Source organism: Sphingomonas sp. BL-S-28 (assembly GCF_055521515.1).
In genome coordinates this window covers 1,482,350-1,507,489 of sequence record NZ_CM145483.1, presented here as the reverse complement: position 1 = coordinate 1,507,489, position 25,140 = coordinate 1,482,350, and the positions used below count along the sequence as shown (strand labels likewise).

The following is a 25,140-nucleotide window of genomic DNA, read 5'->3' as shown; positions in this document are numbered from 1 at the left end:
ACCGGCGCGCGTGCCGGCAAGCCCGATACACCGGCGCAGCCGCGATGGGCACCGAATTTCGACGAGGAATACAATGGCAAGAGACGGTGCGGAAACCGGCCCGGAAACCGATGCGGCAACCGGAACGGGAGGCGGCGCGGAAAGCGGCGTGAAAACCGGCGCGATCGATCGCATCCAGGTGAACCTGCTGGCGCGCGGCGAACGCCGCCTGCTCAACTGGCTCTGCGCACGCATGCCGAACTGGGTCATGCCGGATATGCTCACCGCCGTGGGCATGGTGGGCGCGCTGATGGTCTTCGCCGGCTACATCGCCAGCAACCTGGGCGACCACTGGCTATGGATTTCCATCGCCGGCTATTTCGTCCAGTGGTTCGGGGATTCGATGGACGGCAGCCTTGCCCGCTTCCGCCGCACGGAGCGTCCGCGCTATGGCTATTTCCTCGATCACAGTTGCGACGGGCTGGCGACGACGCTGGTGGTCGTCGGCATCGGGCTCAGCCGCTATGTCCTGCTGGAAGTCGCGCTGATCGCGCTGGTGGGATACCTGCTGCTGTCGATCCACGCCTTCCTCGCCGTGCGCGTGCTGGGCGAGATGAAGCTGTCCTACGCCTATGCCGGGCCGACGGAGCTGCGCTTCATGCTGATCGGCCTGACGCTGGCGATGATCGCGGCAGGATCGCAGCCGGTGCTGTTCGGCGTGCTCACCTGGTTCGACGTGTTCGTCGGCTCCATCGGCCTGCTGCTGATCGTGTTCTTCGTGCTGCAGACCTTGCGCACCGCGCGCCGGCTGGCGGTGGACGAACCCGCCATCCGCATGCCGCGCTGAGCGGCCCAAACGCGAAAACCTGAAAAAATTTGCCGGGCCATGTCACACTGGCCGGGCCCCACTCGTCATGACCGCATCGAACCCAAGAAAGGACGATGCGATGACTCCCCGTGCCGATATCTACTCCGTCTCCCCCGCGCTGTTCAAAGCCTGGTATGCGTTCTCCATGCAGGTGGGCGAATGCGGGCTGGAAAAGCCGCTGCTGGAACTCGTGAAGATCCGCGCCTCGCAGATCAACGGCTGCGCCAACTGCCTGAACATGCACACCGCCGAGGCGCGCGCCGCCGGTGAAAGCGAACAGCGCATCCATCTGCTTGCCGCATGGCACGAAGCGCCGTGCTATACCGACCGGGAGCGCGCCGCGCTTGCCTGGACCGACCATCTGACCGAAGTTGCCACCAAGCGCGCGCCCGATGCCGTCTACGCAGCGCTGGATGCGCAGTTCGACAAGGAGGAGCAGTTGAAGCTGACCCTGATGATCAACGTGATCAACGGCTGGAACCGGCTGGCCGTGGGCTTCAACCTCTATGCCCCGGAACTGGGCTGGAAGTGAGCGCCAACGCCGCCCCCCAGCCGGCCGCAATTTTCGACGCGCAGCGGCCCGGCCTGCTGCGCGTCGCCTACCGGATGCTGGGATCGATGGCCGATGCGGAAGACATTCTGCAGGAAGCCTATATCCGCTGGGCGGCGGCGGACCGGGCGGCGGTGGAAGTGCCCGCCGCCTACTTGCGCCGCGTGGTCACCCGGCTGTGCCTCGACCAGTTGAAGTCCGCCCGCGTCCGGCGCGAGGCCTATAGCGGCCCCTGGCTGCCCGAACCGGTGGTGGAGGAGGATCCGGTGGAGGACGTCACCCTGCCGCTATTGCTGGCGCTGGAGCGGCTTTCCCCCCTCGAACGCGCGGCCTTTCTGCTGCACGACGTGTTCGGCGAGAGTTTTGACGATATCGCCGCCTCTATCGGCCGCGACGCTGCCGCCTGCCGCCAGCTCGCCAGCCGCGCCCGCGCCAATGTGCGGATGGAGCGTCCGCGCTACACCGTGGACCGCGCGCATGGCATGGCGATTGCCGATGCCTTCTTTCAGGCATCCCGCGGTGAGGGTCTTGCCAATCTGGGCACGCTGCTGGCGGCGGACGTGCGCTTCCATTCCGATGGCGGCGGCAAGCGCCCCGCCGTGGCGCGTGTGCTGGAAGGCGCGGGCGAAGTCGTCCGCGCGCATCTGGCGCTGGAAAAACTGCGCCGCGCGCCCTCCACGCTGGTGCGCTATGGCTTCGTCAACGGCTTGCCCGGCTTCGTCACGCGCGAGCCGGACGGCATCCTGCAGACCACCGCGCTGCTGATCGAGGACGGGCTGATCCGCGCCATTTACGTCACCCGCAATCCCGACAAACTGCGCCACTTGGAAGAGGCGCTGCATTGATGGCTGAAAATCCGCCTCCGGCGAATTTTGCGGCACCGGCCCACGCCCCCACCCGACCTCCCACTAGTGTATCCTCGATGGGAGGTCGGGTGGGGGCGTGGGCCGGTGCCGCATCGGAAATGCCTCTTCCGGCATTTCCGCAAAGACACCCTCCCCCACGCTTGGCCGTGCAAGCTGTTCGATTGGCCGACAAAGGAAAGCTTGTGCTTGACCTCCTTTTCTCAACTTAATAGGTTGAGTTTATCCCGCAGGATATCGGAGACCGACCGATTCCTGCTGTTCCAGGGGTTTCGGTCCGCGGCTTTTGACAGGGATGCAGCTTGCTCCGCGATACCAACGGCTAAAGCGCGCGATGCTCGGGCGACCACGCCAAGCTTCGTGTTCCCCTCTCGAAACGATGAGGTGATACGATGCCAAAGACCCCCACACCCACAAGCTGACGCCCGAAGGGGCAGAGCGACACGCCACTGGCCATGATCCCGCGCGGATAGCTTCGCGCACCGGATAGCTGCGCCCGAAAAGCGCCGTCGCCCGCAATCAGCCACCCCACCGCCGGCACTTTGTGCGCGGCGAAGGGGCCGCCGCGCCCGTCAGGGCCGATCCGGGCACTTTTCGCGTGTCCGGCAAGGACGGCGCGCGTCCCGCACCGACCGAACAAACCAAATCGCCGTCCGCAGTTTGTCGTCACGCCTGCGGGACGGATCATCAGGGAAAAGAATTCGATGTTTCGCAGTCTTGCAATCGCCGCCAGCCCCCGCACGAGCACGCTGGCCCTTGCCGTCGCACTTGTCGGGCCGGCGCTCTTCGCCGCACCTGCCGCCGCCCTTGCAGCGGATACCGCAGAGGCCCCCGCTGAACCGGCCGCTGATCCAGCCGCAGATGCCGGCGCAGACGGCGGCACCCCGATCATCGTCACCGCATCGCGCCGCCGCGACGAGAACGTGCAGGATGTGCCTGTCGCGATCTCCGTCGTCACCGCAGAGGCGCTGGAGCGGCGGGGCGACTACACGATCGGATCGATCCAGCAGCAGATTCCCAGCCTGCAGGTCATCACTTTCAACCCGCGCAACACCAACATCAACATCCGCGGCCTGGGCTCTAACGTCTCGCTGACCAATGACGGGCTGGAGAACGGCGTCGGTTTCTATATCGACAACGTCTACTACGGCCGCGTCGGTCTGGCGCAGTTCGACCTTGTCGACCTGCAGGGCATCGAAGTGCTGCGCGGCCCGCAGGGCACGCTGTTCGGCAAGAACACGACATCCGGCGTGATCAACGTCACCTCGCGCAAGCCGACGTTCGATCCGGAGCTTTCGGCCGAGGCCAGCATCGGCAACTACGGCTATTATCAGGTTCGCGCCTCCGCCTCTGGCGGGCTGGTGAAGGACCTGCTGGCGGTGCGCCTGTCGGGCGCGATCAGCGAGAATGACGGGTTCCTCTGGAACAAGACCACCAACAGCCGCGCCCAGAACTATTCCAACAAGAGCATCCGCGGGCAACTGCTGTTCACCCCCGATCCGGATTTCGAAGTCCGCATCATCGGCGACTATGCCAAGCAGAAGCAGGATTACGTCCTCAACGTCTTCGCCGGCCTGCATACCACCTATGCGGACGGCACGACGATCGCCGGCAACTTCGCCCAGCGCGCCGCACGGTTCGCCAATTACACCTTGCCCAGCTTCAACGCGTTCGACCGCGTTGGCGAGGCGGACAGCCACTACCAGTCGAACATGGCCGGCTACGGCGTTTCCGGTCAGGTCGACTGGAAGCTGGGCGGCGCGACGCTGACCTCGATCACCGCCTATCGCTGGTGGGACTGGGATCCGGCCAACGACGGCGACAGCACCTCGCTGCCCGTGGTCGTCAAGGCCCAGCAGGCCAACCGCCAGCGCCAGTTCAGCCAGGAACTGCGTCTCGCGTCCAAGGACAACGGCGTGTTCGACTATGTGGTGGGCGCCTATTACTTCTGGCAGACCGTGCGCGGATACGGCGCCACCGGCTATGGATCGGCCGCGCCGCTGTGGTTCCTGGGCGCCGCCAACGCGGTGAACAACGCAGCGCTCAGCGGATACGAGGTCAATTCCTATTCGGAGCCGCAGACCAAGACCGTGGCCGGCTTCGGCCAGGCGGACTGGCACATCACGCCTTCGCTGACGCTGACCGGCGGCCTGCGCTTCACCCATGAGGAAAAGAAGGGCGTCTACCAGCAGTGGGTGGCGCAGGCGGCGGATATTTCCGGCTTTACCACCGCCCAGCAGGCCCAGATCCAGGCGATCCGCGCCAGCTTCAACAAAGTGGTGCCGCTCTACGAAACCAGCTTCACCGACAACAGCCTTTCGGGCCTGATCTCGCTGAACTGGAAAGTGGCGCAGGATGTCATGGTCTATGGCAGCTATTCGCGCGGCAACAAGTCGGGCGGGCTCAACCTGACGCAGCTGCCCTCCAGCGTGACCGACGCCACGGTGAAGCCGGAGAAGGTCGATGCTTTCGAAGTGGGCGTGAAATCCCAGTTCCTCGACCGCCGCGCCACCTTCAACGCCGCCGGGTTCTGGACCGAGATCAGCGATTACCAGACCGCGATCACCGATCTCGACCCGTCGAACCCGCTGGTCAGCCGCCAGTACATCGCCAATATCCCTAAAGTCCGCTCTCGCGGGTTCGAGGGCGACCTGACGGTTGCGGCCACCGACTACCTCTCGTTCAACGCTTCCGCCACGTACACCGACGCCAGCTACGTCAGCTACAAGAACGCCCCGCAGGCGTTCGAGCGGCTGGACCTTGGCGCGATCCAGGATCTTTCGGGCGAGCGCCTGCCCGGCGTGCCCAAGTGGGCCTGGACGCTGGGCGCGGACTTCAACCACGCGCTGACCAACCTGGGCGGCAAGGACGTCTCGATCTACGCCCACGCGGACTACGCCTACCGCTCCAACTACAACACCTCGGCCTCGAACTCGACCTGGGCGCAAGTGCCCGGCTACGGCCTTGCCAACGGCCGCATCGGTTTCCGCACCGACGACGGCATCTGGGACTTCTCGATCTGGGCCAAGAACCTGTTCGACAAGAACTATTACGTCGCGCTGGGCGCCGCGAACACCGGCGTCGTCACCGCGCAGCTGGGTGAGCCGCGCACCTTTGGCGCCACCCTGCGCACCAAGCTCTGAAGCCAGAGAGAGGAAGCCCCGCCATGTATTACCAGTCCTTCGCCCGGCGCCGAACGCGATCCCTGTCCTCGGGCAAGATGGATGCATGGCGGCTGTTCCGCTTCACCGCTCTGGCCGTTCCCATCTATGCCGCCGCGCAGCCGGTGATCGCCTTCGTTCCCGCCATCATGGCGCGGGACTACGGCATCCCGCTGGCGGGGCTGGGGCTGGTCTACCTGATCGGGCAGATCGTCAATTCGCTGCTCGATCCGGTGATCGGCGCGCTCAGCGACCGCACGCGCAGCCGCTTCGGCCGGCGGCGGCCGTGGATCGCGGGCGGCGGCCTGCTGTTCATCGCCGGCGCCGCCATGCTGTTCTTCCCGCCGGCCGGCATCGGCCTTGGCTGGGTGAGCGTGGGCGTGTTGCTCTATTACAGCGGCGCTTCCGCCGCGCAGACCGCGCTGCTGGCATGGTCCGGAGAGATCAGCGGCAATTACAACGAGCGGACGCGCATCGCCTCGCAATTCACGCTGCTGTCCTCCAGCGCGTTGGTGCTGGCGCTGCTGCTGCCGGCCCTCGCCGATCAGGTCCGCCCCGATGACGGCCCGCTGCGCCTGACGCTGTTCGGCGTGCTGGTGCTGGTGACGGCGGTGCCCGGCCTGCTGCTGACGCTGACCGCCGTGCCCGAGAACCCGGCCCCGGAAGCGCCCGAACGCTTTGCGCTGGGCAAGACGCTGAAGGCGGTCTTCGGTAATGCCCTGCTGCTGCGCGTGCTGGCCGCCGATGCCGCCGTCACCGCCGGGCAGGGCGTGCGCACCGCGCTGCTGCTGTTCATCGTCACCATCTATTTCGGTCGGCCGGAATGGGCCGCCAGCTTCTTCCTGCTGCAATATTCGTTCGGCGTGCTGGCCGGCCCGATCTGGCGGCGCATCGGCCTGAAGCTGGGCAAGGGCCGCGCCGCCGTGCTGGCCGAACTGACGCAGGCCGCGATCAACTTCAGCCTGATCTTCCTGACGCCCGATCGGTTCGGCCTGATGATGGTGCTCGCCATCGCGCAGGGCCTGTCGCAAGGCTCGGGCAACCTAATGCTGCGTTCGATGGTGGCCGACGTGGCCGACCTGCACCGCGCCGAAACCGGCGAGGATCGCGTCGGCCTCTACTACTCGGTGTTCAGCGTATCGATGAAAGTGGGCAGCGCGCTGGCACTGGGCATCGCCCTGCCGCTGGTCTCCGCCTTCGGCTTCGATCCCAAGGCCGCGACCAATACGCCGGCGGCGCTGAACGCCCTGCTGCTGGTCTTCGCGCTGGGCCCGGCACTGGCCCACACGCTGGCCGCCGCGCTGGTCGCCCGCTTCCCGCTGGACGCATCGCACCACGCCGAAATCCGCCGCCAGATCCAGGCGCGCGAGGATGTCTACGCCGCCGTGCTCGTGCCGGCCGAATGAATTCCTGAATCCCCCAATCCACGACGAAGGAGTAAATGCCATGACCTCGATTGCCACTTACGCCAATGCCAAGGACCCGAACTCCCCGCTCGATATCGCGCCGATCACCGGCACCATCGGCGCCGAAATCCGCGGCGTCACGCTCTCGGGCGATCTCGATGGCGAGACCGTGCAGCACATCAAGGACGCGCTCGTCCGCCACAAGGTGGTGTTCTTCCGCGGCCAGCATGAACTGACCGACGATCGCCACGAAGGCTTCGCCTCACTGTTCGGCGCGCCGGTCGCGCACCCGACGGTGCCGGTGGCCGAAGGATCGCGCTACCTGCTCGAACTGGACAGCAAGGAAGGCTACGCCGCCTCCAGCTGGCATACCGACGTGACCTTCACCGATGCCTATCCGGCCGGTTCGATCCTGCGCGCGATCACTATTCCCGAAGCGGGCGGCGATACCGTCTGGGCCAATACCGAAACCGCCTACGAAGGCCTGCCCGAAAGCCTGCGCCAGCTGGTGAACACTCTCTGGGCCGTCCACTCGAACGACTACGACTATGCGCAAGTCCTCGCCAATGCGCCCAAGGCGGACGAAGTCGCGCAGGAACGCGTAAAGTACCACAAGAACATCTTCGCCTCGACCGTGTACGAGACCGAGCATCCGCTCGTCCGCGTCCACCCCGTCTCCGGCCAGCGCAGCCTGCTGCTGGGTCATTTCGTGAAGCGCATCGTCGGGCTCAACCAGGCGGATTCCGCGCGGCTATTCGCGATCCTACAGGATCACATCACCCGCCCCGAAAACGTCGTGCGCTGGCGCTGGCAGGCCGGAGACGTGGCGTTCTGGGATAACCAGGCCACCCAGCACCGCGCCGTCGCCGACTTCGGCCTGCAGCGCCGCACCCTGCGCCGCGCGACGATCGCGGGTGAAGTGCCCGTCGCCATCGACGGCCGCAACAGCCGCACCACGCGCAAGGAAAAGGCGACCTCTTACGAACCGGCCTGATCCCTCAACCCTGTAGGGCCGTTCACTTTCCCGCGCCGCGCTACCCAGCCGCGGCGCGGGACTTTTTTGCCAGTTTCCAAGGATTTTCCATGCCCGCTAGACGTCTCTCACGCCTTTTCCTTGGCGCCACCGCTCTCAGTGCGGCGCTGCTTGTCTCCACCGTCACCCCCGCCGCCGCCCAAAGCACACCGCAAAGTGCACCGGCTCCCGTACCGGCGGCAAAGGGCCCCAACTTCCTCGTCATCGTCGCCGACGATCTCGGCTGGTCGGACCTCGGCGCGTTCGGCGGAGAGATCGCCACGCCGAACCTTGACCGGCTGGCGCTGAACGGGCTGCGCCTCACCGGCTTCCACACCGCGCCCACCTGCTCGCCCACGCGATCGATGCTGCTGTCGGGAACGGACAATCACCTTGCCGGGCTTGGCAGCATGGCCGAACTGATGGCCGCCAACCAGAAGGACAAGGAAGGCTACGAGGGCTATCTGCGCCCCGAAGTCGCCTCGCTGGCCGAACGCTTCGCCGCCGGCGGCTATCGCACGCTGATGTCCGGCAAGTGGCATCTGGGCCTGAAGCCGGAGCAAGACCCGCACGCGCGCGGCTTCCAGTACAGTTTCGCGCTGCTGCAGGGCGGCGCCAACCACTTCGGGCTGGACCAGTCGGCCGATCCCACCAAGGGCGCGACCTATACGCGGGACGGTGCGGTGCTGCCTTCGCTGCCCGCCGGTTTCTATTCGTCCGACGCCTATGCGAGCAACCTGATCGACGAACTGCAGCGCAGCCGCAAGGATACGCCGGGCAAGCCGTTCTTCGCCTACCTCACCTTCACGGCGCCGCACTGGCCGATCCAGGCGCCGGACGAGGACGTCGCACGCCAGCGCGGCCGCTACGACGCCGGTTTCGAGGCGATCCGCGCCGCGCGTCTGGCCCGGCAGGAGCAGCTTGGCCTTGTCGCCAAGGGCACCGTCGCCCACACGCCCCGCGCGCCGCGCGGCGGCTGGGACGGGCTTTCGGTGGCCGACAAGCGCGAGGCCGCGCGCAACATGGAAATCTACGCGGCGATGGTCGCGCGGATGGACGCCAATGTCGGCAAAGTGATCGACGAACTGCGCGCCAGCGGCGAACTGGACAACACCGTGATCGTGTTCCTGGCCGACAACGGCGCCGAGGCGCTGGACGCCAAGACCACCGGCGCCAAGATGCTCGCGCGCTACACGACGACGGCCAACAACGCCTTCGACAATCTGGGCAAGGGCACCAGCTATGCCACTTACGGGCCCGAATGGGCGCAGGCGGGAACGGCGCCCTCGTGGTTGACCAAGGCCTATGCTTCCGAAGGCGGCACCCGCACCACCGCCTTCATCAGCTGGAAGGGCCTTGCCCATCCCAAGAGCGTGGGCGGGGCCTATGTCAGCGTGGCCGATATCGCCCCCACCCTGCTGGACTATGCCGGGATTGCCAGCGGCGGCACCAGCTTCCAGGGCCGCACCGTGCTGCCGATCACCGGCAAGAGCGCCAGGCCCTGGCTGGACGGCAAGGCGGCCCTTGTCCACGCCGTCGACGAACCGCTTGGCACCGAACTGTTCGGCAGCCGCGCGCTGCGCAAGGGGGACTGGAAGATCACCGACATCGGCGACGGCCAGTGGCGCCTGTTCGCGATCGCCAAGGACCCCGGCGAAACGCAGGACCTTTCGGACAAGTATCCGGACAAGCTGCGCGAATTGTCCGCAGACTGGGATGCCTATGCCAAGGCGAACCATGTGATCCTGCCCGATCAGGCACCTTACCGGCCCTGACCCGGCGCGTCCGGGGGCGGCAAGGACTGCCCCCGGATCGTGCCTGCGGCAAGTTTTCCGCCACGCTGTCGTAATTTTCGTGCGGGGGTGGATTGCGCAAGGCCCGGCCAGTGTCTTAGCCACCGCGCATGGTCGCAAGATTCCGTAAAGCCGCGCTCCTCGCCGGATTCGCCACATCCCTGTTCACCGCCGGCGCCCATGCCGCCGAACCGCAGCGCGTGCTCTATGCCGACGCCACGGTGATCGACGGCACCGGCGCACCGGCCCGTGCGCATCAGGACATCCTTGTAGAGGGCGAGCGGATCCTTGCGGTCGGCCCGCACGGCACGCTTGCGGCCGGGCAGGCGCGCAGCGTCGACCTCGCCGGGCGCTGGGTGATCCCCGGCCTGATCGACACGCATGTCCACATGGCCACCCCGCCCAATCCTGCCCGCGCGCAGGGCGAATTGCGCCGCATGGTCTATGGCGGCGTCACCTCGGTGCGCGACATGGCGGACGACTTGCGATCGGTCAGCGAACTGGCCCGCGCATCGCTGGTGGGCGAGATTCCGGGGCCGGACATCTATTCCGCCGCGGTGATGGCCGGGCCGCCGTTCTTCGGCGATCCGCGCGTCAACGCCGTCAGCATGGGCTACAAGGCCGGCACCGCGCCCTGGGCACAGGCGATCGACGACAAGACCGACATTCCCACCGCCATCACCCTGGCGCGCGGCACCGGGGCCACCGCGATAAAGATCTACGCGGATCTGCCCGCCAACCTGATTTCCGCGCTGACGGCGGAGGCGCACCGGCAGGGGCTGATGGTCTGGGCCCACAGCGCGGTATTCCCCACCCGCCCGGCGGACGTGATCGCCGCCGGCGTCGATGTGGTCAGCCACGCCTGCTATCTTGCCTATCAGGTCGAGCCGGTCATGCTCGCCTCCTACGAGGATCACACCCCGGTCAATGAAAGCCTGCTGGCCAAGAAGGGCGACGATCCGGTGATCGCCGGGCTCTACAAGGCGATGCTGGCCAAGGGCACGATCGTCGATGCCACCGGCGGGCTGTTCGTGCGCTATGACAAGCTGCGCAAGGAAAAGCCGGAAACCCGCCCGCTGCGCTGCACCGGCACGACCACCGCGCGACTGGTGCGGCAGGCGTGGAAGGTCGGCGTTCCGGTCTCCGCAGGCACCGATTTCGAGGCGGACGTGACCAGCCCCTGGCCAGCGCTTTACGACGAACTCGATTTCCTGGCGCATGACGTGGGCATGCCGCCGCTGGAGGTGATCCATTCCGCCACGCTGGTCGGCGCGCGCGCGGCCGGGCAGGCGAAGGACACCGGATCGGTCGAGGCGGGGAAGCTGGCGAACTTCGTGGTGCTGGCGGCCGATCCGCTGAAGGATATCGACAATGTGCGCAGCATCGCGATGACGGTGAAGCGCGGCAAGGCTTTCGCCCGCGCGGACTACAAGCCGGTAACGGTCGAAGAAATGGGGGCGGACGAGGAATGAGGGCGATGAAGATTGATCGGCGCGGACTGATCGCAAGTGGTGCGATGATGACTGGTGCGGCGCTAGCCCCGCGCGCGATGGCGGCAGCCGTAAGCGGCGGCGACCCGCTGGCCAACAGCATCGTCATCAACGCACTCGGCGGTCTGGGCGACCCCAACGGCCCCGAAGGCGCCGACGCCGTGCTGTTCACCCCCCGCGTGCTCGAAGAGGCGCGCGCATCGGGGCTTACGGCCGTCAATGTCACGCTGGGGTACGTTTCAGGGCCGCAGGACCCGTTCGAATTCAGCGTGCGCTCGGTGGCGGAAACCGACGCGGCGATGCGCGCCCATCCCGATCGCCTGCTGAAGATCCACACCGCCGCCGACATCCGCCGGGCCAAGGCGGAAGGCAAACTGGGCGTGATCTACGGCTTCCAGAACGCCGCGATGATGGGCAACGACGCCTCTCGCGTGGACATCTTCGCCAATATGGGCGTGAAGGTGATCCAGCTGACCTACAACCCGGCGAACCAGCTGGGCGACGGCTCGATGGCGCCGGAAAACCGCGGCCTGACGCCGTTCGGCCGCGAAGTGGTGGAGCGGCTCAATGCCGCAAAGGTCATGGTGGACCTGTCGCACAGCGGCGAGCAGACCTGCCTTGAAGCGGCGCGCGTCTCCAAGGCGCCTATCTCGATCAACCACACCGGCTGCCGCGGCGTTACCGATCTGCCGCGCAACAAGACCGATGCCGAACTGCGGCTGGTGGCGGAAAAGGGCGGCTTCATCGGCATGTATTTCATGCCCTTCCTCAATGCTTCGGGCCATGCCAGTGCCGAGGATGTGGTGCGCCACATCGACTATGCCGTGAACCTATGCGGGGAAGACCACGTGGGCATCGGCACCGATGGCACGGTCACGCAGATCGACGATCTGAAAGCCTATCAGGCCACCTTGGCCAAGGAAATCGCCGCCCGCCGCGCCGCCGGGATCAGCGCCGCCGGTGAGCGTCCGGATACCTATCCCTTCGTCGTCGACTTGCGCGGGCCGGACCAGTTCCGCAAACTGGCCGGGCTGCTGAAGGCCAAGGGCTATTCGCAGGCACGGATCGACAAGATCATGGGCCAGAACTTCCTGCGTTACGCGGAAACGATCTGGGCCTGAAGACGAAGGAGCCTGACATGCGGCTGATCGACGCCGAGGAAGTCGCCCGCCGGCTGGACCATCGCACCGGGACCGATCTGGTGCGCCAGGCAATGATCGCGCTTTCCACCGGGGGCAGCAAGCAATTGCTGCGCGGGATCATCGATCTGGATCAGGGCAATGCCTTCGGCGTCATGCCGGGATCGCTGGCGGGCGCGAGTTTCGGCGCCAAGATCGTCAGCGTCTTTCCCGCGATGGCCGCGCAGGGCCGCTCCCATCAAGGCGTGATCGTCACCTTCGATCCGGAGACCGGCGCGCCGGCTGCGGTGATCGAGGCGGGCGAAGTCACCGCAATCCGCACCGGCTGCGCCACCGCCGTCGCCACCGATGCCCTCGCCCGACCCGATGCGACGCGGCTGGCGATCCTCGGCACCGGCGAACAGGCGTGGCACCACGCCGCCGCGCTGCGCCATGTCCGTCCGTTCGCGCAGATCGCCGTCTGGGGGCGCAGCGAGGCCAAGGCGCAGGCCATGGCCGAGCGCATCGAACGCGATTTCGGAATCAAGGCGCACGCCGCGCCCAGCGTCGACAAGGCGGTGGAAGGCGCGGACGTTATCTGCGCGGTCAGCGCCGCCGACGAGCCGATCCTGATGTCCGAACAAGTGGCCGACGGCGTCCACGTCAACGCCGTGGGATCGAGCCGCGCCGGCCCGGTGGAGATCGATCCCGTGTTGGTGCGCCGCGCCCGCTTCATCCCCGATCATCGCGACGGGGTGCTGGCGCAAGGCGCGGAATACTTGCGCGCGCTGGTGCTGGGCATCGCGCACGAAGACGATGTCGGCCCGGAAATTGGCCGGATTCTCGCCGGTCTGGACGAAGGACGGCAATCGCCCGAGCAAGTCACCGTCTACAAGTCGCTCGGCTCGATCGTGCAGGATCTCGCCTGCGCCGGTTTTCTGGCGGGCTGAAAACCCCGCCTGACCACGCGAGGATTTCAGCCTGAAACCGGCGGCAGTCACCGTCGTTGAGGACGTTACATCCCCCCGTCATCCCAGCGAAAGCTGGGACCGTTCTCGGCCTCACGCAACTGAGAGAGCGATCCCAGCTTTCGCTGGGATGACGGGGTAAGAGTGTCCCCTCTCCCCATAAGGCCGATCAGCCCATCTGCCCGCGCGCCAGCGCCGCCAATACGGGGGCGGAGACGGTGTAGACCGCGTGGCGCTGGGCGCCGCGGTTATGGTGGTCGACGCGGTAACCCTGGTAATGGCGCCTCACCAGTCCGGCCCGCACCAGTTCGGATACCGCGCGGCTCACGGCCGTCATCCCGGAAATCCGCACCCGGTCCGCCACTTCCATTTCAACGAGATGCGCGGCTTCCTCGGGATCCTGCGGCAGCAGGCCGCGCTTCGCCAGGTCGCTGCGCACCGCCTCGATGGTTGCCTTGCGGTAGTGGTGGCGTGCCGCGCTGGGGGCGATGGCGGCGGACAGCCATTCGCGGATCGGCACCAGTTGCTCCCCATCGCGCACCAGCGGCCCGGCCGCGCCGCCCCTGCCGGCGACCCGCGCGATCAGATCCAGCACCATGAAGGTATAGCGGGGCCGGGCCGAGTGATCGGCGATCGCACGCATGATCCCCGGCATGTCTAACCCGCGTTCAACGGGCGGGCGGCTGAGCGGGAGTTCCAACATGGAACGAATCAAGCACAGACGCGAATCCAAGGGAATCCACAATCTGCACCGACGCACGATTTTCCGGCGCTTTTTCCATCTATGTCACTTTACCCAGCGCCTCTGGTAAAGTGACATAAGTGGCACCACGGCTACCGGGCTGGGGCCGGAATCGGCCCGAACGGGCAGCAATTGAGACGACACGGCATAAACCTGCGTGCAAATGCGGAAGGGGCGCGGAACACATCCGCCCTCGGTCTGTTTGGCTTTCTGAAGGTGCGCCCGAAAGCTGAACAGGCAAAAGCTGAACAGGGCACACTTTCCCGCCATATTCCTCGCGTAGCGTTCCTCGCGCCAGCGAAGGGGAGCCATTCATGGAAAGCCTGCCCAACCGGTCCAAGCCTGAACGATTTACCGCAGCGTCATCCTTTCCCGGCCCTCTAGCGGGCCAACTCCAGCCTCCTGTCATTGCCCCAATTGCCGCGCGCTTCCGCGCCACTCGCGCCTTGTCGCTGCAATTGGTGGAAACGCTGAACGAGGCGGACGCCGCGGTGCAGTCCATGCCCGATGCCTCCCCCGCCAAGTGGCACCTTGCGCATACGACATGGTTTTTCGAAACCTTCCTGCTGCGCGACCATGTTCCCGGCTACCGCCTGCATGACGCGCGCTGGCCGTTCCTGTTCAACAGCTATTACGAGGCCGAAGGCGCGCGCGTGGCCCGCGCCGATCGCGGACTGCTGACGCGCCCCACGCTGGCAGAGGTGATCGACTATCGCCGCCATGTGGATGCGGCCTTGCTGGCCGCCCTTCCCGCGCTGGAACAGACGCACGGCGATCTGGTGGAATTGGGCATCCAGCACGAACAGCAGCATCAGGAATTGCTGCTGACGGACATCAAGCATCTGTTCGCGGCCAATCCGCTGGGGCCGGCCTATCGGATGCCGGAGGCCGAAGCCGGCCAGGTTGCCCCGCCGCTCCGCTGGATAGTCGGGCGAGAGGGCAGGGTCGATGCCGGCCACGAAGGCCACGGCTTCGCGTTCGACAACGAATTGCCCCGGCATGCCACCTGGCTGGCTCCCCACGCCTTGGCCAACCGCACGGTCACCAATGGCGAGTGGATCGAATTCATGCGCGACGGCGGCTATTCCGCGCCCTCGCTCTGGCTGTCGGACGGGCTGGACTGGGTCCGCCGCGAAGCCGTGGCCGCACCGCTCTACTGGCGCGAAAGCGACGGGGAGTGGGAGCACTTCACCCTCGCCGGCTGGCGGCCGGTGCGGCCCGACGATCCGGTCTGCCATGTCTCGTTCTATGAAGCGGATGCCTTCGCTGCCTGGGCGGGGTGCCGCCTGCCCACCGAACAGGAATGGGAAGCCGCCGCGCAGGGCCGCAACCCTCATCACGGCAACCAACTGGACCGCGCCGTCCCGGCCATGCCGCGCGCCGCAGTTGAAAGCGAAAGCGACGGTTTCGCCGCGCTGTTCGGCGACGTCTGGGAATGGACCGGCTCCGCCTATCGTCCCTGGCCCGGCTACCAGACCGCACCGGGGGCGGTGGGCGAATACAACGGCAAGTTCATGTCCGGCCAGTTCGTGCTGAAAGGCGGCAGCTGCGCCACGCCGCGTGGGCATTTGCGCGCATCGTACCGCAATTTCTTCCATCCCCACCAGCGCTGGCAGTTCACCGGCCTGCGCCTTGCGAGGAGCCTCTGACATGCACCGCGGAACCTTCGAAACGGAAATGGCAGATACGATTGCGGCCCCTCCAGCCCCGAGTTCGGCCCCGGCCCCGACTCCGTGCGAAACCCCCGCCGTGCCCTATGATCCGGCGTTCCGGGCGGATGTGCTGACCGGGCTTTCGCAATCGCGCAAGACGATCCCCGCACGCTGGTTCTACGATCTGGAAGGGTCCCGCCTGTTCGAGGAGATTACCCATCTTCCAGAATACTATCCCACCCGCACCGAAACCGCGCTGCTGCACACTTGCGCCGGGCAAGTGGCCGGCCTGCTGGGCGCGGAGCCGATGATCGTGGAGTTCGGATCGGGCAGTTCGATCAAGACGCGCATCCTGCTGGATGCCATGCCGCGCGCCACTTACGTTCCGGTGGAGATCTGCGGAGAGTTCCTGATCGAGGCTTCGCAGGCGCTGGCGCGCGACTATCCGGGCATCGCGATCATGCCGGTGGAAGCGAACTTCATGAACCCGATCGACCTGCCCGATCGCCGCGCACCCGGCCCGGTGCTGGGCTTTTTCCCGGGCTCCACGATCGGCAATCTGGTGCCATCGGCCGCGATCGACCTGCTGCGCACGATGCGCGAAAGCCTGGGTTCCGGCAGCCTGCTGCTGATCGGCATCGACGCGATAAAGCCGGTGGACCGCCTGCTGGCCGCCTATGACGACAGGCGGGGAATCACCGCAAGGTTCAACCTGAACCTGCTGCACCGGATCAACCGTGAGCTGGAAGGGACCATCCCGGTCGGCGCGTTCCGCCATCGTGCGCACTGGAATCCCGCATGGACGCGGATCGAAATGCATCTGGAGGCCCTGCGGGACGTCGCGTTCGACGTGGCGGGCGAGCGTTTCAGGATGGCGGAGCGTGAGACCATCCACACGGAAAACTGCCACAAGTACGATCCCGGCCAGATGCGCCTGCTGCTGCAATCGGCCGGCTGGGGCGAGCTGCGTCACTGGACCGACGAGGCGGGCGATTTCTCGCTGATCCTTGCCGAAGCCATGCCCGATCCGTTCGGGCCGTGATGTCCGATTGAAAGGGCCATTCGCTTCCGCGAACAGCGTCCTCACCCCGGCAGCGCAGCCCCATGCGCACGCAGGGTTTCCAGCACGCGCGCCATGGCAAGGTCAAACGGCTGCGTCTCGCCCATCAGCGCGAAGCTGCCGCCCAGCGCGAAACTGCAATGCCCGTGGACGGTCGCCACCAGCGAGCGGGAGAGGCGCGGCGCCTCGGCGTGGTGGGCATTCGGCAGGATCGCCGCCACTTCGCGCTCCACCACCGCCATCAACCCGCTGCGCCGCCGTGCGAAATCCTCGGGCATGGCCATGCCTTCGGGCAAGCGATGTTCGTAGATCGCCGACCACAAGTTGCGCCGCTGCGAGGCGAAGCCGAAGTACCCTTCCACCAATGCCCGGATCCGGGCGCTACCCTCGGCGCCCTCCAGCCGGCTTTCCAGCCATTCGGCCCAGAGGATGAAGGTGCGCGTGTTGATCTCCAGCACCAGCCCGTCCACGCTGCCGAACACGTGCATCACCGTGCCCACCGAATAGCCGATTCGCTTGGCCACTTCGCGCGCGGAAAAGCGGGCAAAGCCCACTTCCTCCATCAACTGCTGCCCGGCGTCGAGAATCAGCGCTTCCAGTTCGGCGCGGCTATGGTCGGATCGTCTGCCCATTGCGGCGCTATACCGCGCCAATTTAACAGCGTCTAATTATAAACGGCTCGCTGCGTGACGCAGACGCCCGGCTGGGCTAGATCGCGCAATCGAAAGGTGATTCCGATCCCCCGCGCCAAAGCCGGCGGACGGACAGCCTGCCTGGTTCGGGAGAGCGATGTTGCGCGCGGTGGCAGAAATTCAGGGACCGATCCCGGTCGAGGCATTCCGCGCCCGGATAGAGGCCAGCTACCAACCCGTCGTGATCCGGGGCCAGATGCAGGATTGGCCCATCGTCCAGAAGGCGCGCCAGTCGTCCGACGCACTGGCAGACCTGCTGGAAGCCATGGACAACGGCCGCGAGCTGGCCGTGATGATCGGCCCGCGTGAGGAAAAGGGCCGGTTCTTCTACAACGAGGGGATCACCGGCCACAATTTCCAGGTGCGCAAGGGCCAATTGACCGGCTTCCTGCGCCACCTGATCCGCGTCAGCGGCAATGCCGATGCGGACAGCGCCTATGTCGGCGGCGTGCTCGCGGGGGATTACTTGCGGCAATGGAACGAGACGCACCGGCCGCCGATCGACGTACCCCATGCCGAACCGCGCCTGTGGATCGGCAACCGCACCCATGTGACGACGCATATGGACGAGACATCCAACGTCGCCGCCGTGGTGGCCGGGCGGCGCAAGTTCGTGCTGTTCCCGCCCGAACAGCTGGACAATCTCTACCTCGGCCCGCTCCACTTCACCATCGCCGGCCCACCGGTGAGCATGGTGGACCTGAACGATCCCGATCTGGAGACATACCCCCGCTTTGCCGACGCGCTTGAACACGCGCAAGTGGCCGAACTGGGCCCGGGAGACGTGATCTATATCCCCGCGATCTGGTGGCACAGCATCACCGCGCTGGAGAGCGTCAACGTGATGGTCAACTACTGGTGGGCGCCCGAAGGCGCGCGATCGGGCATGCGGGCGCTGTTCCAGACGATCGCCGCGCTGCGCGACCTTCCGCCGGAGCACCGCGCGGCATGGCGGCACTGGTTCGACCGCTTCGTCTTCGATGGGGAAGCGGACAGGATGGCGGACCACCTGCCCGAACACATCCGCGGCTTCGCCGGCCCACCGTCCGCCGAGCGCAAGGCGTTCCTCAACGCCTTCTTCGGCAATACCGGCGATTTCTGAAGGGCTCTTTGAAAAATGCTCCTGCGAGCATTTTGGATGGGGGAGCGGGCCGGTGCCGCAAAATCCGCCCTCGGCGGATTTTCAAACGGAGTCTGAGACGCCGTCCGGCCCCGCTAAGTATTCGCCGCCCCGTTCGCCAGAATATGCGCGCCGGAAACCCAGCTGGCCTGCGGGCTGGCCAGAAAGGCGACGACTTCGGCAATCTCCCCTGCCGTGCCGATCCGGCCGAAGGGAGAGGCATTCTCGAAAAAGGCGCGCGTGGCGTCCGGCGCCTTGTCCATCATGCCGGGCGCGGTGGCGCCGGGGATCACGGTGTTCACCGTCACGCCCTTGCGCCCCAGTTCCTTCGCCCAGCTTTCGGTCATGCTCTTCAGCGCGACCTTGGTGGCCGAATAGATGCCCGATCCCGCCATCGGAAATTCGCCCAGACTGGAAGCGAGATTGACGATCCGCCCGCCCTCGCCCAGCCGCACCGCCGCTTCGGACGCGACATAGAGCGGCCCGCGCACGTTGACGCCCAGCATCCATTCCAGCTGCGTCTCGTCCAGTTCCGCCAGCGACCCGCCGCCGCTGACACCGGCGCTGTTGACCACCACGTCCAGCCGGCCGAACGCCCGATCGATGGCAATAAACAGCGCCTTCACCTCATCGCGCCGCGCAATGTCGGCACGGGCCGTGATCGCCTCTCCCCCGGCTTCGCGGATCGCCTGCGCCGTCTCTTCCGCGCCCTGCTCGCTGCCGCTGTAGTGGACCGCCAGCCGGGCGCCGTCTTGCGCCAGCCGCAGCGCGATGGCCCGGCCGATGCCCCGCCCCGCACCCGTCACCAGCGCCACTTTGCCGGCCAGAACGCCGTCACTCATCGCTCTCTCCCTTTGTCTGTTTAGCGTTCGGCGGTGACTTCGGCCCGCCACAGCCCCTCCGCCGCGCAGGCCGCCATCACGCGGCACAGCAGGCTCTCCACCATGATCGAGGCATGGGTCAGCACGTGGGAGGGATTGCGGGCCAGCGCCAGCGTCCGCCGCAGCGGCGGATCGCCGATACGTGCCGTGCTGATCCGATCCCCTGCCGCCACCGCAACGGACAGCGGCAGCACCGTCAGCGCCGCCCCGCGCGCGGCCAGCATCACGGTCGTGTCCAGCGAGTCGATCTCGTACGCGGTCTGCAGCGAGACACCCAGCCGCACAGCCTCGCGCTCAAGCAGTTGGCGCAGGCCATGCTGAGCGCCGGGCAGGGCGAGCGGCTCCGCCGGCAGCGCGGCAAGATCGACCTCCGCGCCCGCGCCAAAGCGCCCCGGCGGCCCCGCCAGCACCAGTTCCTCGCTCGCCAGCGTGCGGGTGGTCAGATGGCGCAGCGGATGCACTTCGTAGAGCACGCCAAGGTCGATCTTCTCGGTCTCCAGCCAGCCGCGCACCGCACCCGAATAGGCCTCCACCAGACGCAGCCGGACGGAGGGCGCCTGCTGCGCCAGTTCCTCGATCAAGCGCGCGCCGATCGCCCGCGCCAGCGAGGGCGGCATGGCGAAGACCACTTGCCCGCGCGCATCGTTGCGCAAGTGGCGGGCATCGGCCACCGCCTGCTCGGTCGCCAGCAGGATCTGCCGCGCGCGTTCGCGGAAGACATGGCCCGCCTCGGTCAGGGTCACGCCGCGCGCGGTACGCTCGAACAGGGAAAAGCCGATCTCGTCCTCCAGCCGCAGCAATTGCTGGCTGAGCGAGGGCTGCGCAATGCCCAGCGATTCCGCCGCGCGGCTGATCGAGGCACTGTCGGCAATCTTCAGGAAGGCCTTGAGGTGGGCGGTGTCCATGCGGTGTCCATGCCTTGCCGATGCTATTCCGCCGCCAGCCCCAGCGCCACACCATCGTGCGCGGGCCGCATGTCCACCACCCAGCGCACCGAACGGCGCATCGGCTCTATCCCGTCATGCGGGGATCCGGGCGGCATGTGATGGGCATTGGCATAGACCGTCATCGGATCGCCGCCGGACAGCGAGACCAGCCGCTGCACCCCCGCCAGCGCGAAGAGATCGAGCAGACGCGCGCGGATACTCTCGGGATAGATGCCCACGGTCTGCGTGGTGTCATCACACCATTTCAGCACGTCCGTCAGATCGTCCACCGGCACGAAGTTGACCACGCGGTTGGCCAGCTTGTCGTAGAATTCCACGCGGTCGTTGAACTTCGAGACCACGAAGCCGCCCTTCAGCGTATCGCCCTCCACATGGTAGAAATCGTCCTCCAGCGAAACGGCAGCCAGTTCCGCTTCCAGTTCGCGGTTGGGCGCGGCGAAGGGCACCGAGAGCAGCGGCGGCAGCCGGTCGTAGGCGGCCAGCATCCGGCGGCCAAGATCGATCACCTTGTCCAGCGAGTCCTCATCGCAATCGCTTTCCACATAGACGATGCGGGTGTTGGCGCAGGCGGTCTGGTTGTAGAAGCCGGCCAAAGTCGCCAGCCCCACCGCCGCCTCGTCCATCGCCGCGTCGCTCTCGAACGTCTCGCGCCCCACCATCGACATCGAATATTTGGGATTGAGCGCGGTCAGGTCGATGCCCGGCTGGAGGAACTTCTGGATGTGGCGCACCGAACTCATCCCGCCCCAGGCGGTGATCTTGTCGATGCGGCTGGTGCGGACGATCTGCGAGTCCATGAATTCGTCTCCGCCCTTCCAGTAGGCGACGGCGATATGCTTCGTCACCGGATGATCGGGCGCCAGGCCGATCAGCGTCCGGGCGATGGCATTGGCGGTAAGCGGATCGTTGGAGGGGGACTTGATCAGGATGTCGGACTTGGTCAGCCCCGCGCGCGCCACCGTCATCGCCGCCACCACCGGCACATTGCCCGCCGTGATGTGGAGCTGCCGCGTGCCCACGGCGCGGATGCTGGTGTTGTCGTAGGCGCCCTGCCCGGCGACCCACCCGTCGAGATGGTCGATGCCGATGGTCTTTTCCACCAGCCCCGTCATCATCGCGGGTTCGAACATCGCCGGCAGCGCGTCATAAACGCCGCGCAGGATCGGCTCCGCCAGCCCGCCTGCCGAGAGCGCCAGCGCAAAGCTTTCCTGAAGCAGTTCGTTGTCGTCCAGCCGCAAGCGTGTGCCCAGTTCGGCCAGCAGGTCGATAATCTCCCGCATCGGCGTATCGTGCAGATCGCGCAGCCGCGCGGTATCGCCCAGGACAAGATCGTGGATGTGCCGGTGCGGATCGGCCTGCCGGAAATCGGCGCCGCCGCGCCCCTTGAACAGCACTGCATCCTCGCCCGGCATCAATACCCGGCCGCGCGCGATGATCGGAATGTCGAGAACCATCACGCCTCTCCCGCCACGAATTCCATGAATTCGTTGTAGGCCGCCTGCGATCCGGCGCAGGTGATCTTGTCGTCGCCGCCCTCGTTCTCGGCAAAGCGGCGGATGGTCTTGGCGGCGCGCGGTCCGCCCCAGCCGCAGGGGCAATCGTCGTCCCAGTGCATCGTCACTTCGTCTCCCGAAGTAAAGCCGCCCCAGTAGGATGTCGGGATCGGATCGACCAGCGTCAGCCGTCCCTTCTGTACCCCCTCGCGCGGCAGCGCCTGCCCCTCGCCATCCATCAGCAGCGGCACGGTATAAGGCAGGAAGTGGAAATAGCCGTGCGAACACATCGGCGCATTGCCGATGCATTCGGAAAAGCCGTACTGGTTGCCCAGCCGATCGACGCCGAAGAAGGCCTTCACCTGATCCTCCCAATCGGCGGGCGCATCCTTGTAGCCCTTCATGCCGCCGCCGCCCTCGACGATGGAGCCCGGCGCGAACTGGCAGGTCAGCCCCTTGTCCAGCCCCGCCTTGGCCACGCGGTAGAGGTCCGCGAAGGTGCCGCCGATCTTCACGCGCTGGCCGCGGAAGTCATGGATCAGCTTGCCGAACCACGCCTCCATATCCGCCTCGCGCGTGCGGCCCTGCCGCAGCATCGCCTCGCGCTGGTGCAGCAGCGCGGGATCGAGGCCCAGGCTCATCACCTCGCCCCGGTCCTCGGCCGCGTGAAGGCGCCCCGAAAGCGCCATCAGGTCGGCGGGAATGTGGGTGTCGTAGAGCGTGTGATAGTTCGCCTCGCCGCCGGCCATCTCCACATTGAACAGGCTCATCATCTTCAGCATCGTCTGATAGCCGCCGCGATAGCCGGGGAAGAACGTCGGCAGCTTGGTGGTCCAGGCATCGACGCCGCTGGACGCGCGGTTGACGCTGAAGAAGTGGTACTTCCACGGCCCAAGCTCGTCATAGGAACGCGGCACGAAGGACAGCTTGCCGGTCGTCCCGCTGGAATAAGTCACCAGCATGCCATAGGCTTCCAGCCGCGCCAGCCACTGTTCGATGGTGGTCACACCGGTCAGATCCACGCGGGTGAGATCGTGCGCGGTCAGCTTGTCCAGCCAGCCGGTCAGCTTCGCGAAATCGCGGTTCTCGATGATCTGGATCGGATAGTTCTTCAGCACCCGGTGGTCGAAGCAGACCGGCAGCACATCCTCGATCCGGTCGATCGCTTCCACGCCCTGCCGGTCCGCCAGCTTCTTCAGCGCCGGGATGCGGTTCCGCAACTTGGCGAAATTGATGCGGACGGCTTCCAGTTGCAGCGCCTCGCGCGCCTCACGCGGGATTGCGAAAAGATCCTCGAACCGGCGATAGGTCCATGATGCCGGATTGTCCGGCAGCAGGCTGATCGACATTGGCAAATCCTCTTCCCGGTGTTCTTGCCGGAGAGCCTATGCGGGCGAAGGCTCTGCCGGAACGGGCAAAGGCATTCTGGCAGCCAGAGGATTTTCGAATGGCTCGGGCCCATTTATCCCACAAATTGACGATTTAGCAAAATCGTGGGATAAACGCCGCCATGCCGCGCGTTCGCCCCTTTTCCGACGAGCAATCCCGCCTGCTGGTCAACTTGCGCCAGCGCTACGAGACATGGATCGCGGCGGAGCGCGATCTTGCCGCCCTGCCCTACGACTTGCGGCGCAAGACGGTGAGCGGGCGCGAATATCTCTACCGCATCTTTGACCGGGGCGGAAACGGCAAGAGCCTGGGCGCGATGACGCCCGAACTGGAAGCGCAGTTCAGCAGCTACCACGCCGAAAAAACCGCGCTGAAGGAGCGTGTGCGCACGCTGCGCCCGGCGCTGGCGGAGGCGGCGGCGCTCTACCGCGCGCTGCGCCTGCCGCTGCTCTCTGCCGATGCCGGACCGATCCTGCGCGAATGCGACCGGCGCGACCTGCTGGGATCGCACCTGCTGGTGGTCGGCACGAATGCCATCGCCGCCTACATGATCGAGGCGAACGGCAGGATCGACCTGCCCGACGAGACCGAGGACTTCGACCTCGCCTGGGTCGCGCAGGCGGCCGAGGAGAACGAACGCCGCGTGTGGGACATGCTGAAGGCGGTCGATTCCACCTTCACCGTCAATGCGGAGCGTGACTTTCAGGCCCGAAACGCCCGCGCCTACGAAGTGGAACTGCTGGTCGCCCCCTCGCGCGCGGCAACGCTGGGCGGGCGGGACCAGCCGCGCCCGGTGCCGCTGCCCGAACAGGAATGGCTGCTGCTGGGCCGCCCGGTCGATCAGGTGATCGGCTGCCGCGACGGTTCGCCCGCGCGCATCGTCGCCCCCGATCCCCGCTGGTTCGCGCTGCACAAGCTATGGATGGCCGCGCAGGCCAAGCGTAATCCGCTCAAGCGCCCGAAGGACCGCGTGCAGGGGCTGGCCCTGCTGGACGCGGTGGCGGAAGCGATGCCGCACTATCCGCTGGACGAAAGCTTTGCCGCGTCGATCCCGGACGAACTGATGCCCCACTACCGGGAATGGGAAGATAGCGGCGGCACCCCGTCCCCGGCGGCCTGGTAAAGCGAAACGCAGGTCAGGCCCGCGTGAAGCGCCAATTGTCGGCGTCGCTCTCTTCCGGATCGAAGCGATAACCGTCGCTGTCGAACCCGCGCATCGCGTCCGCATCGGTGATGTGATGCTCACACATCCACCGCGCCATCATGCCGCGCGCCTTCTTCGCATTGAAGCTCACGAAGCGCGGGCCGTTGGGGCCGGGCTCGCGGAAATCGACTTGGATGACGCGCAGGCCCTTCAGCCTGTCTTCGACCGCGGCGAAATATTCCTGGCTGGCCAGATTGAGCACGACGCCCGATCCCTCGTCCGCAACCTCCTGCCGCAGCAGCGCGGCAATGCGGTCGCCCCACCAGTCGGTCAGCTTCTTGTGGCGCGGCGCCCAGCGGGTGCCCATTTCCAGCCGATAGGGCCGGATCGCATCCATCGGGCGGAGCAAGCCGTAAAGGCCGGACAGGATGCGCACATGGTCCTGCGCAAAGGCGACCGCCGGCTCATCCAGCGTATCCACCTCGAAACCCGTGTAGACGTCGCCCGCGAAGGCGTAGAGCGCCTGCCGCTCCGGCAGGTCGGCGAAATCGCGGAAGCGGTCTGCATTGAGCTTTGCCAGACGCGGCGAGATGCGCATCAGTTCCGCCAATCGCTTTTGCGAAAGGTTCGCGGCCGATTTGGCGAGATCGCGCGCTTCGGTGGTGAAATGCGGCGTCGTGGCGGCCAGTTCCGGCAGCGTACGTTCGAAGTCCAGGGTCTTGGCGGGAGAAAGCAGAACGATCATGGCGCAGGCGGTAGCCAGACCGGGCTTATGCGTCAAACCTCGGCCGCCATTCTTCCGGCGTTGTGCG

The 25,140-nt window shown here is 66.4% G+C and carries 21 protein-coding genes; 14 read left to right on the top strand and 7 right to left on the bottom strand.

Annotation, left to right across the window (positions count from 1 at the left end):
- Positions 1-73 precede the first annotated feature (73 nt).
- From ACZ1JC_RS06290 to ACZ1JC_RS06245, 10 genes are all read left to right on the top strand, one after another.
- On the top strand, positions 74-826 hold the full coding sequence (locus tag ACZ1JC_RS06290) for a CDP-alcohol phosphatidyltransferase family protein (protein WP_465138786.1): 753 nt from the start codon (positions 74-76) through the stop codon (positions 824-826).
- A gap of 100 nt (positions 827-926) precedes the next feature.
- Positions 927-1,379: a carboxymuconolactone decarboxylase family protein gene (locus ACZ1JC_RS06285; RefSeq protein WP_465138787.1), complete on the top strand. Its 453-nt coding sequence runs from the start codon at positions 927-929 to the stop codon at positions 1,377-1,379.
- Positions 1,376-2,242 carry a sigma-70 family RNA polymerase sigma factor gene (locus tag ACZ1JC_RS06280; protein WP_465138788.1) on the top strand — a complete coding sequence of 289 codons (867 nt, stop codon included), beginning with the start codon at positions 1,376-1,378 and terminating at the stop codon, positions 2,240-2,242. The genes ACZ1JC_RS06285 and ACZ1JC_RS06280 overlap by 4 nt, the downstream gene beginning before the upstream one ends.
- Before the next feature lie 722 nt (positions 2,243-2,964).
- Complete coding sequence (locus ACZ1JC_RS06275) at positions 2,965-5,403, top strand: TonB-dependent receptor (RefSeq protein ID WP_465138789.1); 2,439 nt, start codon at positions 2,965-2,967, stop codon at positions 5,401-5,403.
- 23 nt (positions 5,404-5,426) lie between these two features.
- Complete coding sequence (locus tag ACZ1JC_RS06270) at positions 5,427-6,827, top strand: MFS transporter (protein ID WP_465138790.1); 1,401 nt, start codon at positions 5,427-5,429, stop codon at positions 6,825-6,827.
- Positions 6,828-6,867: 40 nt separating this feature from the next.
- Complete coding sequence (locus ACZ1JC_RS06265; protein WP_465138791.1) at positions 6,868-7,821, top strand: TauD/TfdA dioxygenase family protein; 954 nt, start codon at positions 6,868-6,870, stop codon at positions 7,819-7,821.
- 89 nt (positions 7,822-7,910) lie between these two features.
- Positions 7,911-9,614 (top strand): arylsulfatase, encoded by a 1,704-nt coding sequence (locus ACZ1JC_RS06260; protein ID WP_465138792.1) that lies wholly within the window; start codon positions 7,911-7,913, stop codon positions 9,612-9,614.
- 128 nt (positions 9,615-9,742) lie between these two features.
- A complete protein-coding gene (locus ACZ1JC_RS06255; protein ID WP_465138793.1) occupies positions 9,743-11,104 on the top strand; it encodes an amidohydrolase family protein in 1,362 nt (453 codons plus the stop codon).
- A gap of 5 nt (positions 11,105-11,109) precedes the next feature.
- Positions 11,110-12,243 carry a dipeptidase gene (locus ACZ1JC_RS06250; RefSeq protein ID WP_465138794.1) on the top strand — a complete coding sequence of 378 codons (1,134 nt, stop codon included), beginning with the start codon at positions 11,110-11,112 and terminating at the stop codon, positions 12,241-12,243.
- A gap of 17 nt (positions 12,244-12,260) precedes the next feature.
- Complete coding sequence (locus ACZ1JC_RS06245) at positions 12,261-13,190, top strand: ornithine cyclodeaminase family protein (RefSeq protein WP_465138795.1); 930 nt, start codon at positions 12,261-12,263, stop codon at positions 13,188-13,190.
- Between the two features lie 187 nt (positions 13,191-13,377).
- Here the strand turns inward: ACZ1JC_RS06245 and ACZ1JC_RS06240 are convergent, their stop codons facing one another.
- A complete protein-coding gene (locus tag ACZ1JC_RS06240) occupies positions 13,378-13,851 on the bottom strand; it encodes a hypothetical protein (protein WP_465138796.1) in 474 nt (157 codons plus the stop codon).
- A 413-nt stretch (positions 13,852-14,264) separates the two neighbouring features.
- On the opposite strand from ACZ1JC_RS06240, the gene egtB reads away from it, so the two are divergent.
- Together egtB and egtD are read left to right on the top strand one after the other, a co-directional pair.
- Entirely contained in the window at positions 14,265-15,599 is a 1,335-nt protein-coding gene (gene egtB / locus ACZ1JC_RS06235; RefSeq protein WP_465138797.1) for an ergothioneine biosynthesis protein EgtB, read from the top strand.
- A 100-nt stretch (positions 15,600-15,699) separates the two neighbouring features.
- Positions 15,700-16,644 (top strand): L-histidine N(alpha)-methyltransferase, encoded by a 945-nt coding sequence (gene egtD, locus ACZ1JC_RS06230; RefSeq protein ID WP_465138798.1) that lies wholly within the window; start codon positions 15,700-15,702, stop codon positions 16,642-16,644.
- Positions 16,645-16,685: 41 nt separating this feature from the next.
- Here egtD and ACZ1JC_RS06225 read toward each other — a convergent pair whose 3' ends face one another.
- Positions 16,686-17,294, bottom strand: coding sequence for a TetR/AcrR family transcriptional regulator (locus tag ACZ1JC_RS06225; RefSeq protein WP_465138799.1), 609 nt, complete (start codon positions 17,292-17,294; stop codon positions 16,686-16,688).
- 157 nt (positions 17,295-17,451) lie between these two features.
- Here ACZ1JC_RS06225 and ACZ1JC_RS06220 point away from each other — a divergent pair, with 157 nt between their 5' ends.
- Positions 17,452-18,456 (top strand): cupin-like domain-containing protein, encoded by a 1,005-nt coding sequence (locus ACZ1JC_RS06220; RefSeq protein WP_465169048.1) that lies wholly within the window; start codon positions 17,452-17,454, stop codon positions 18,454-18,456.
- 113 nt (positions 18,457-18,569) lie between these two features.
- Here ACZ1JC_RS06220 and ACZ1JC_RS06215 read toward each other — a convergent pair whose 3' ends face one another.
- From ACZ1JC_RS06215 to ACZ1JC_RS06200, 4 genes are read right to left on the bottom strand one after another with little or no spacing between them, the layout of a single operon-like run.
- Positions 18,570-19,316 carry an SDR family NAD(P)-dependent oxidoreductase gene (locus tag ACZ1JC_RS06215; RefSeq protein WP_465138801.1) on the bottom strand — a complete coding sequence of 249 codons (747 nt, stop codon included), beginning with the start codon at positions 19,314-19,316 and terminating at the stop codon, positions 18,570-18,572.
- A gap of 20 nt (positions 19,317-19,336) precedes the next feature.
- Positions 19,337-20,260 carry a LysR family transcriptional regulator gene (locus ACZ1JC_RS06210; protein WP_465138802.1) on the bottom strand — a complete coding sequence of 308 codons (924 nt, stop codon included), beginning with the start codon at positions 20,258-20,260 and terminating at the stop codon, positions 19,337-19,339.
- A gap of 23 nt (positions 20,261-20,283) precedes the next feature.
- Positions 20,284-21,756 (bottom strand): acyl-CoA reductase, encoded by a 1,473-nt coding sequence (locus ACZ1JC_RS06205; protein WP_465138803.1) that lies wholly within the window; start codon positions 21,754-21,756, stop codon positions 20,284-20,286.
- The gene (locus tag ACZ1JC_RS06200) at positions 21,756-23,144 is read right to left on the bottom strand and encodes a long-chain-fatty-acid--protein ligase (RefSeq protein WP_465138804.1); all 1,389 of its coding nucleotides are present in this window, start codon (positions 23,142-23,144) and stop codon (positions 21,756-21,758) included. The genes ACZ1JC_RS06205 and ACZ1JC_RS06200 overlap by 1 nt, the downstream gene beginning before the upstream one ends.
- Before the next feature lie 161 nt (positions 23,145-23,305).
- Here ACZ1JC_RS06200 and ACZ1JC_RS06195 point away from each other — a divergent pair, with 161 nt between their 5' ends.
- Complete coding sequence (locus ACZ1JC_RS06195; protein ID WP_465138805.1) at positions 23,306-24,307, top strand: GSU2403 family nucleotidyltransferase fold protein; 1,002 nt, start codon at positions 23,306-23,308, stop codon at positions 24,305-24,307.
- Between the two features lie 13 nt (positions 24,308-24,320).
- On the opposite strand, the gene yaaA is transcribed toward ACZ1JC_RS06195, so the two are convergent.
- Complete coding sequence (gene yaaA / locus ACZ1JC_RS06190) at positions 24,321-25,073, bottom strand: peroxide stress protein YaaA (RefSeq protein ID WP_465138806.1); 753 nt, start codon at positions 25,071-25,073, stop codon at positions 24,321-24,323.
- Positions 25,074-25,140 lie beyond the last annotated feature (67 nt).

Excerpts from the sequence above, each read along its gene's own strand:
- ACZ1JC_RS06290 (WP_465138786.1), top strand. The coding sequence starts at position 74 with ATGGCAAGAGACGGTGCGGAAACCGGCCCGGAAACCGATGCGGCAACC.
- ACZ1JC_RS06285 (WP_465138787.1), top strand. The coding sequence starts at position 927 with ATGACTCCCCGTGCCGATATCTACTCCGTCTCCCCCGCGCTGTTCAAA.
- ACZ1JC_RS06275 (WP_465138789.1), top strand. The coding sequence starts at position 2,965 with ATGTTTCGCAGTCTTGCAATCGCCGCCAGCCCCCGCACGAGCACGCTG.
- ACZ1JC_RS06270 (WP_465138790.1), top strand. The coding sequence starts at position 5,427 with ATGTATTACCAGTCCTTCGCCCGGCGCCGAACGCGATCCCTGTCCTCG.
- ACZ1JC_RS06265 (WP_465138791.1), top strand. The coding sequence starts at position 6,868 with ATGACCTCGATTGCCACTTACGCCAATGCCAAGGACCCGAACTCCCCG.
- ACZ1JC_RS06260 (WP_465138792.1), top strand. The coding sequence starts at position 7,911 with ATGCCCGCTAGACGTCTCTCACGCCTTTTCCTTGGCGCCACCGCTCTC.
- ACZ1JC_RS06255 (WP_465138793.1), top strand. The coding sequence starts at position 9,743 with ATGGTCGCAAGATTCCGTAAAGCCGCGCTCCTCGCCGGATTCGCCACA.
- ACZ1JC_RS06250 (WP_465138794.1), top strand. The coding sequence starts at position 11,110 with ATGAAGATTGATCGGCGCGGACTGATCGCAAGTGGTGCGATGATGACT.
- ACZ1JC_RS06245 (WP_465138795.1), top strand. The coding sequence starts at position 12,261 with ATGCGGCTGATCGACGCCGAGGAAGTCGCCCGCCGGCTGGACCATCGC.
- ACZ1JC_RS06240 (WP_465138796.1), bottom strand. The coding sequence starts at position 13,851 with ATGCGTGCGATCGCCGATCACTCGGCCCGGCCCCGCTATACCTTCATG.
- egtB (WP_465138797.1), top strand. The coding sequence starts at position 14,265 with ATGGAAAGCCTGCCCAACCGGTCCAAGCCTGAACGATTTACCGCAGCG.
- ACZ1JC_RS06225 (WP_465138799.1), bottom strand. The coding sequence starts at position 17,294 with ATGGGCAGACGATCCGACCATAGCCGCGCCGAACTGGAAGCGCTGATT.
- ACZ1JC_RS06220 (WP_465169048.1), top strand. The coding sequence starts at position 17,452 with ATGTTGCGCGCGGTGGCAGAAATTCAGGGACCGATCCCGGTCGAGGCA.
- ACZ1JC_RS06215 (WP_465138801.1), bottom strand. The coding sequence starts at position 19,316 with ATGAGTGACGGCGTTCTGGCCGGCAAAGTGGCGCTGGTGACGGGTGCG.
- ACZ1JC_RS06210 (WP_465138802.1), bottom strand. The coding sequence starts at position 20,260 with ATGGACACCGCCCACCTCAAGGCCTTCCTGAAGATTGCCGACAGTGCC.
- ACZ1JC_RS06205 (WP_465138803.1), bottom strand. The coding sequence starts at position 21,756 with ATGGTTCTCGACATTCCGATCATCGCGCGCGGCCGGGTATTGATGCCG.
- ACZ1JC_RS06200 (WP_465138804.1), bottom strand. The coding sequence starts at position 23,144 with ATGTCGATCAGCCTGCTGCCGGACAATCCGGCATCATGGACCTATCGC.
- ACZ1JC_RS06195 (WP_465138805.1), top strand. The coding sequence starts at position 23,306 with ATGCCGCGCGTTCGCCCCTTTTCCGACGAGCAATCCCGCCTGCTGGTC.
- yaaA (WP_465138806.1), bottom strand. The coding sequence starts at position 25,073 with ATGATCGTTCTGCTTTCTCCCGCCAAGACCCTGGACTTCGAACGTACG.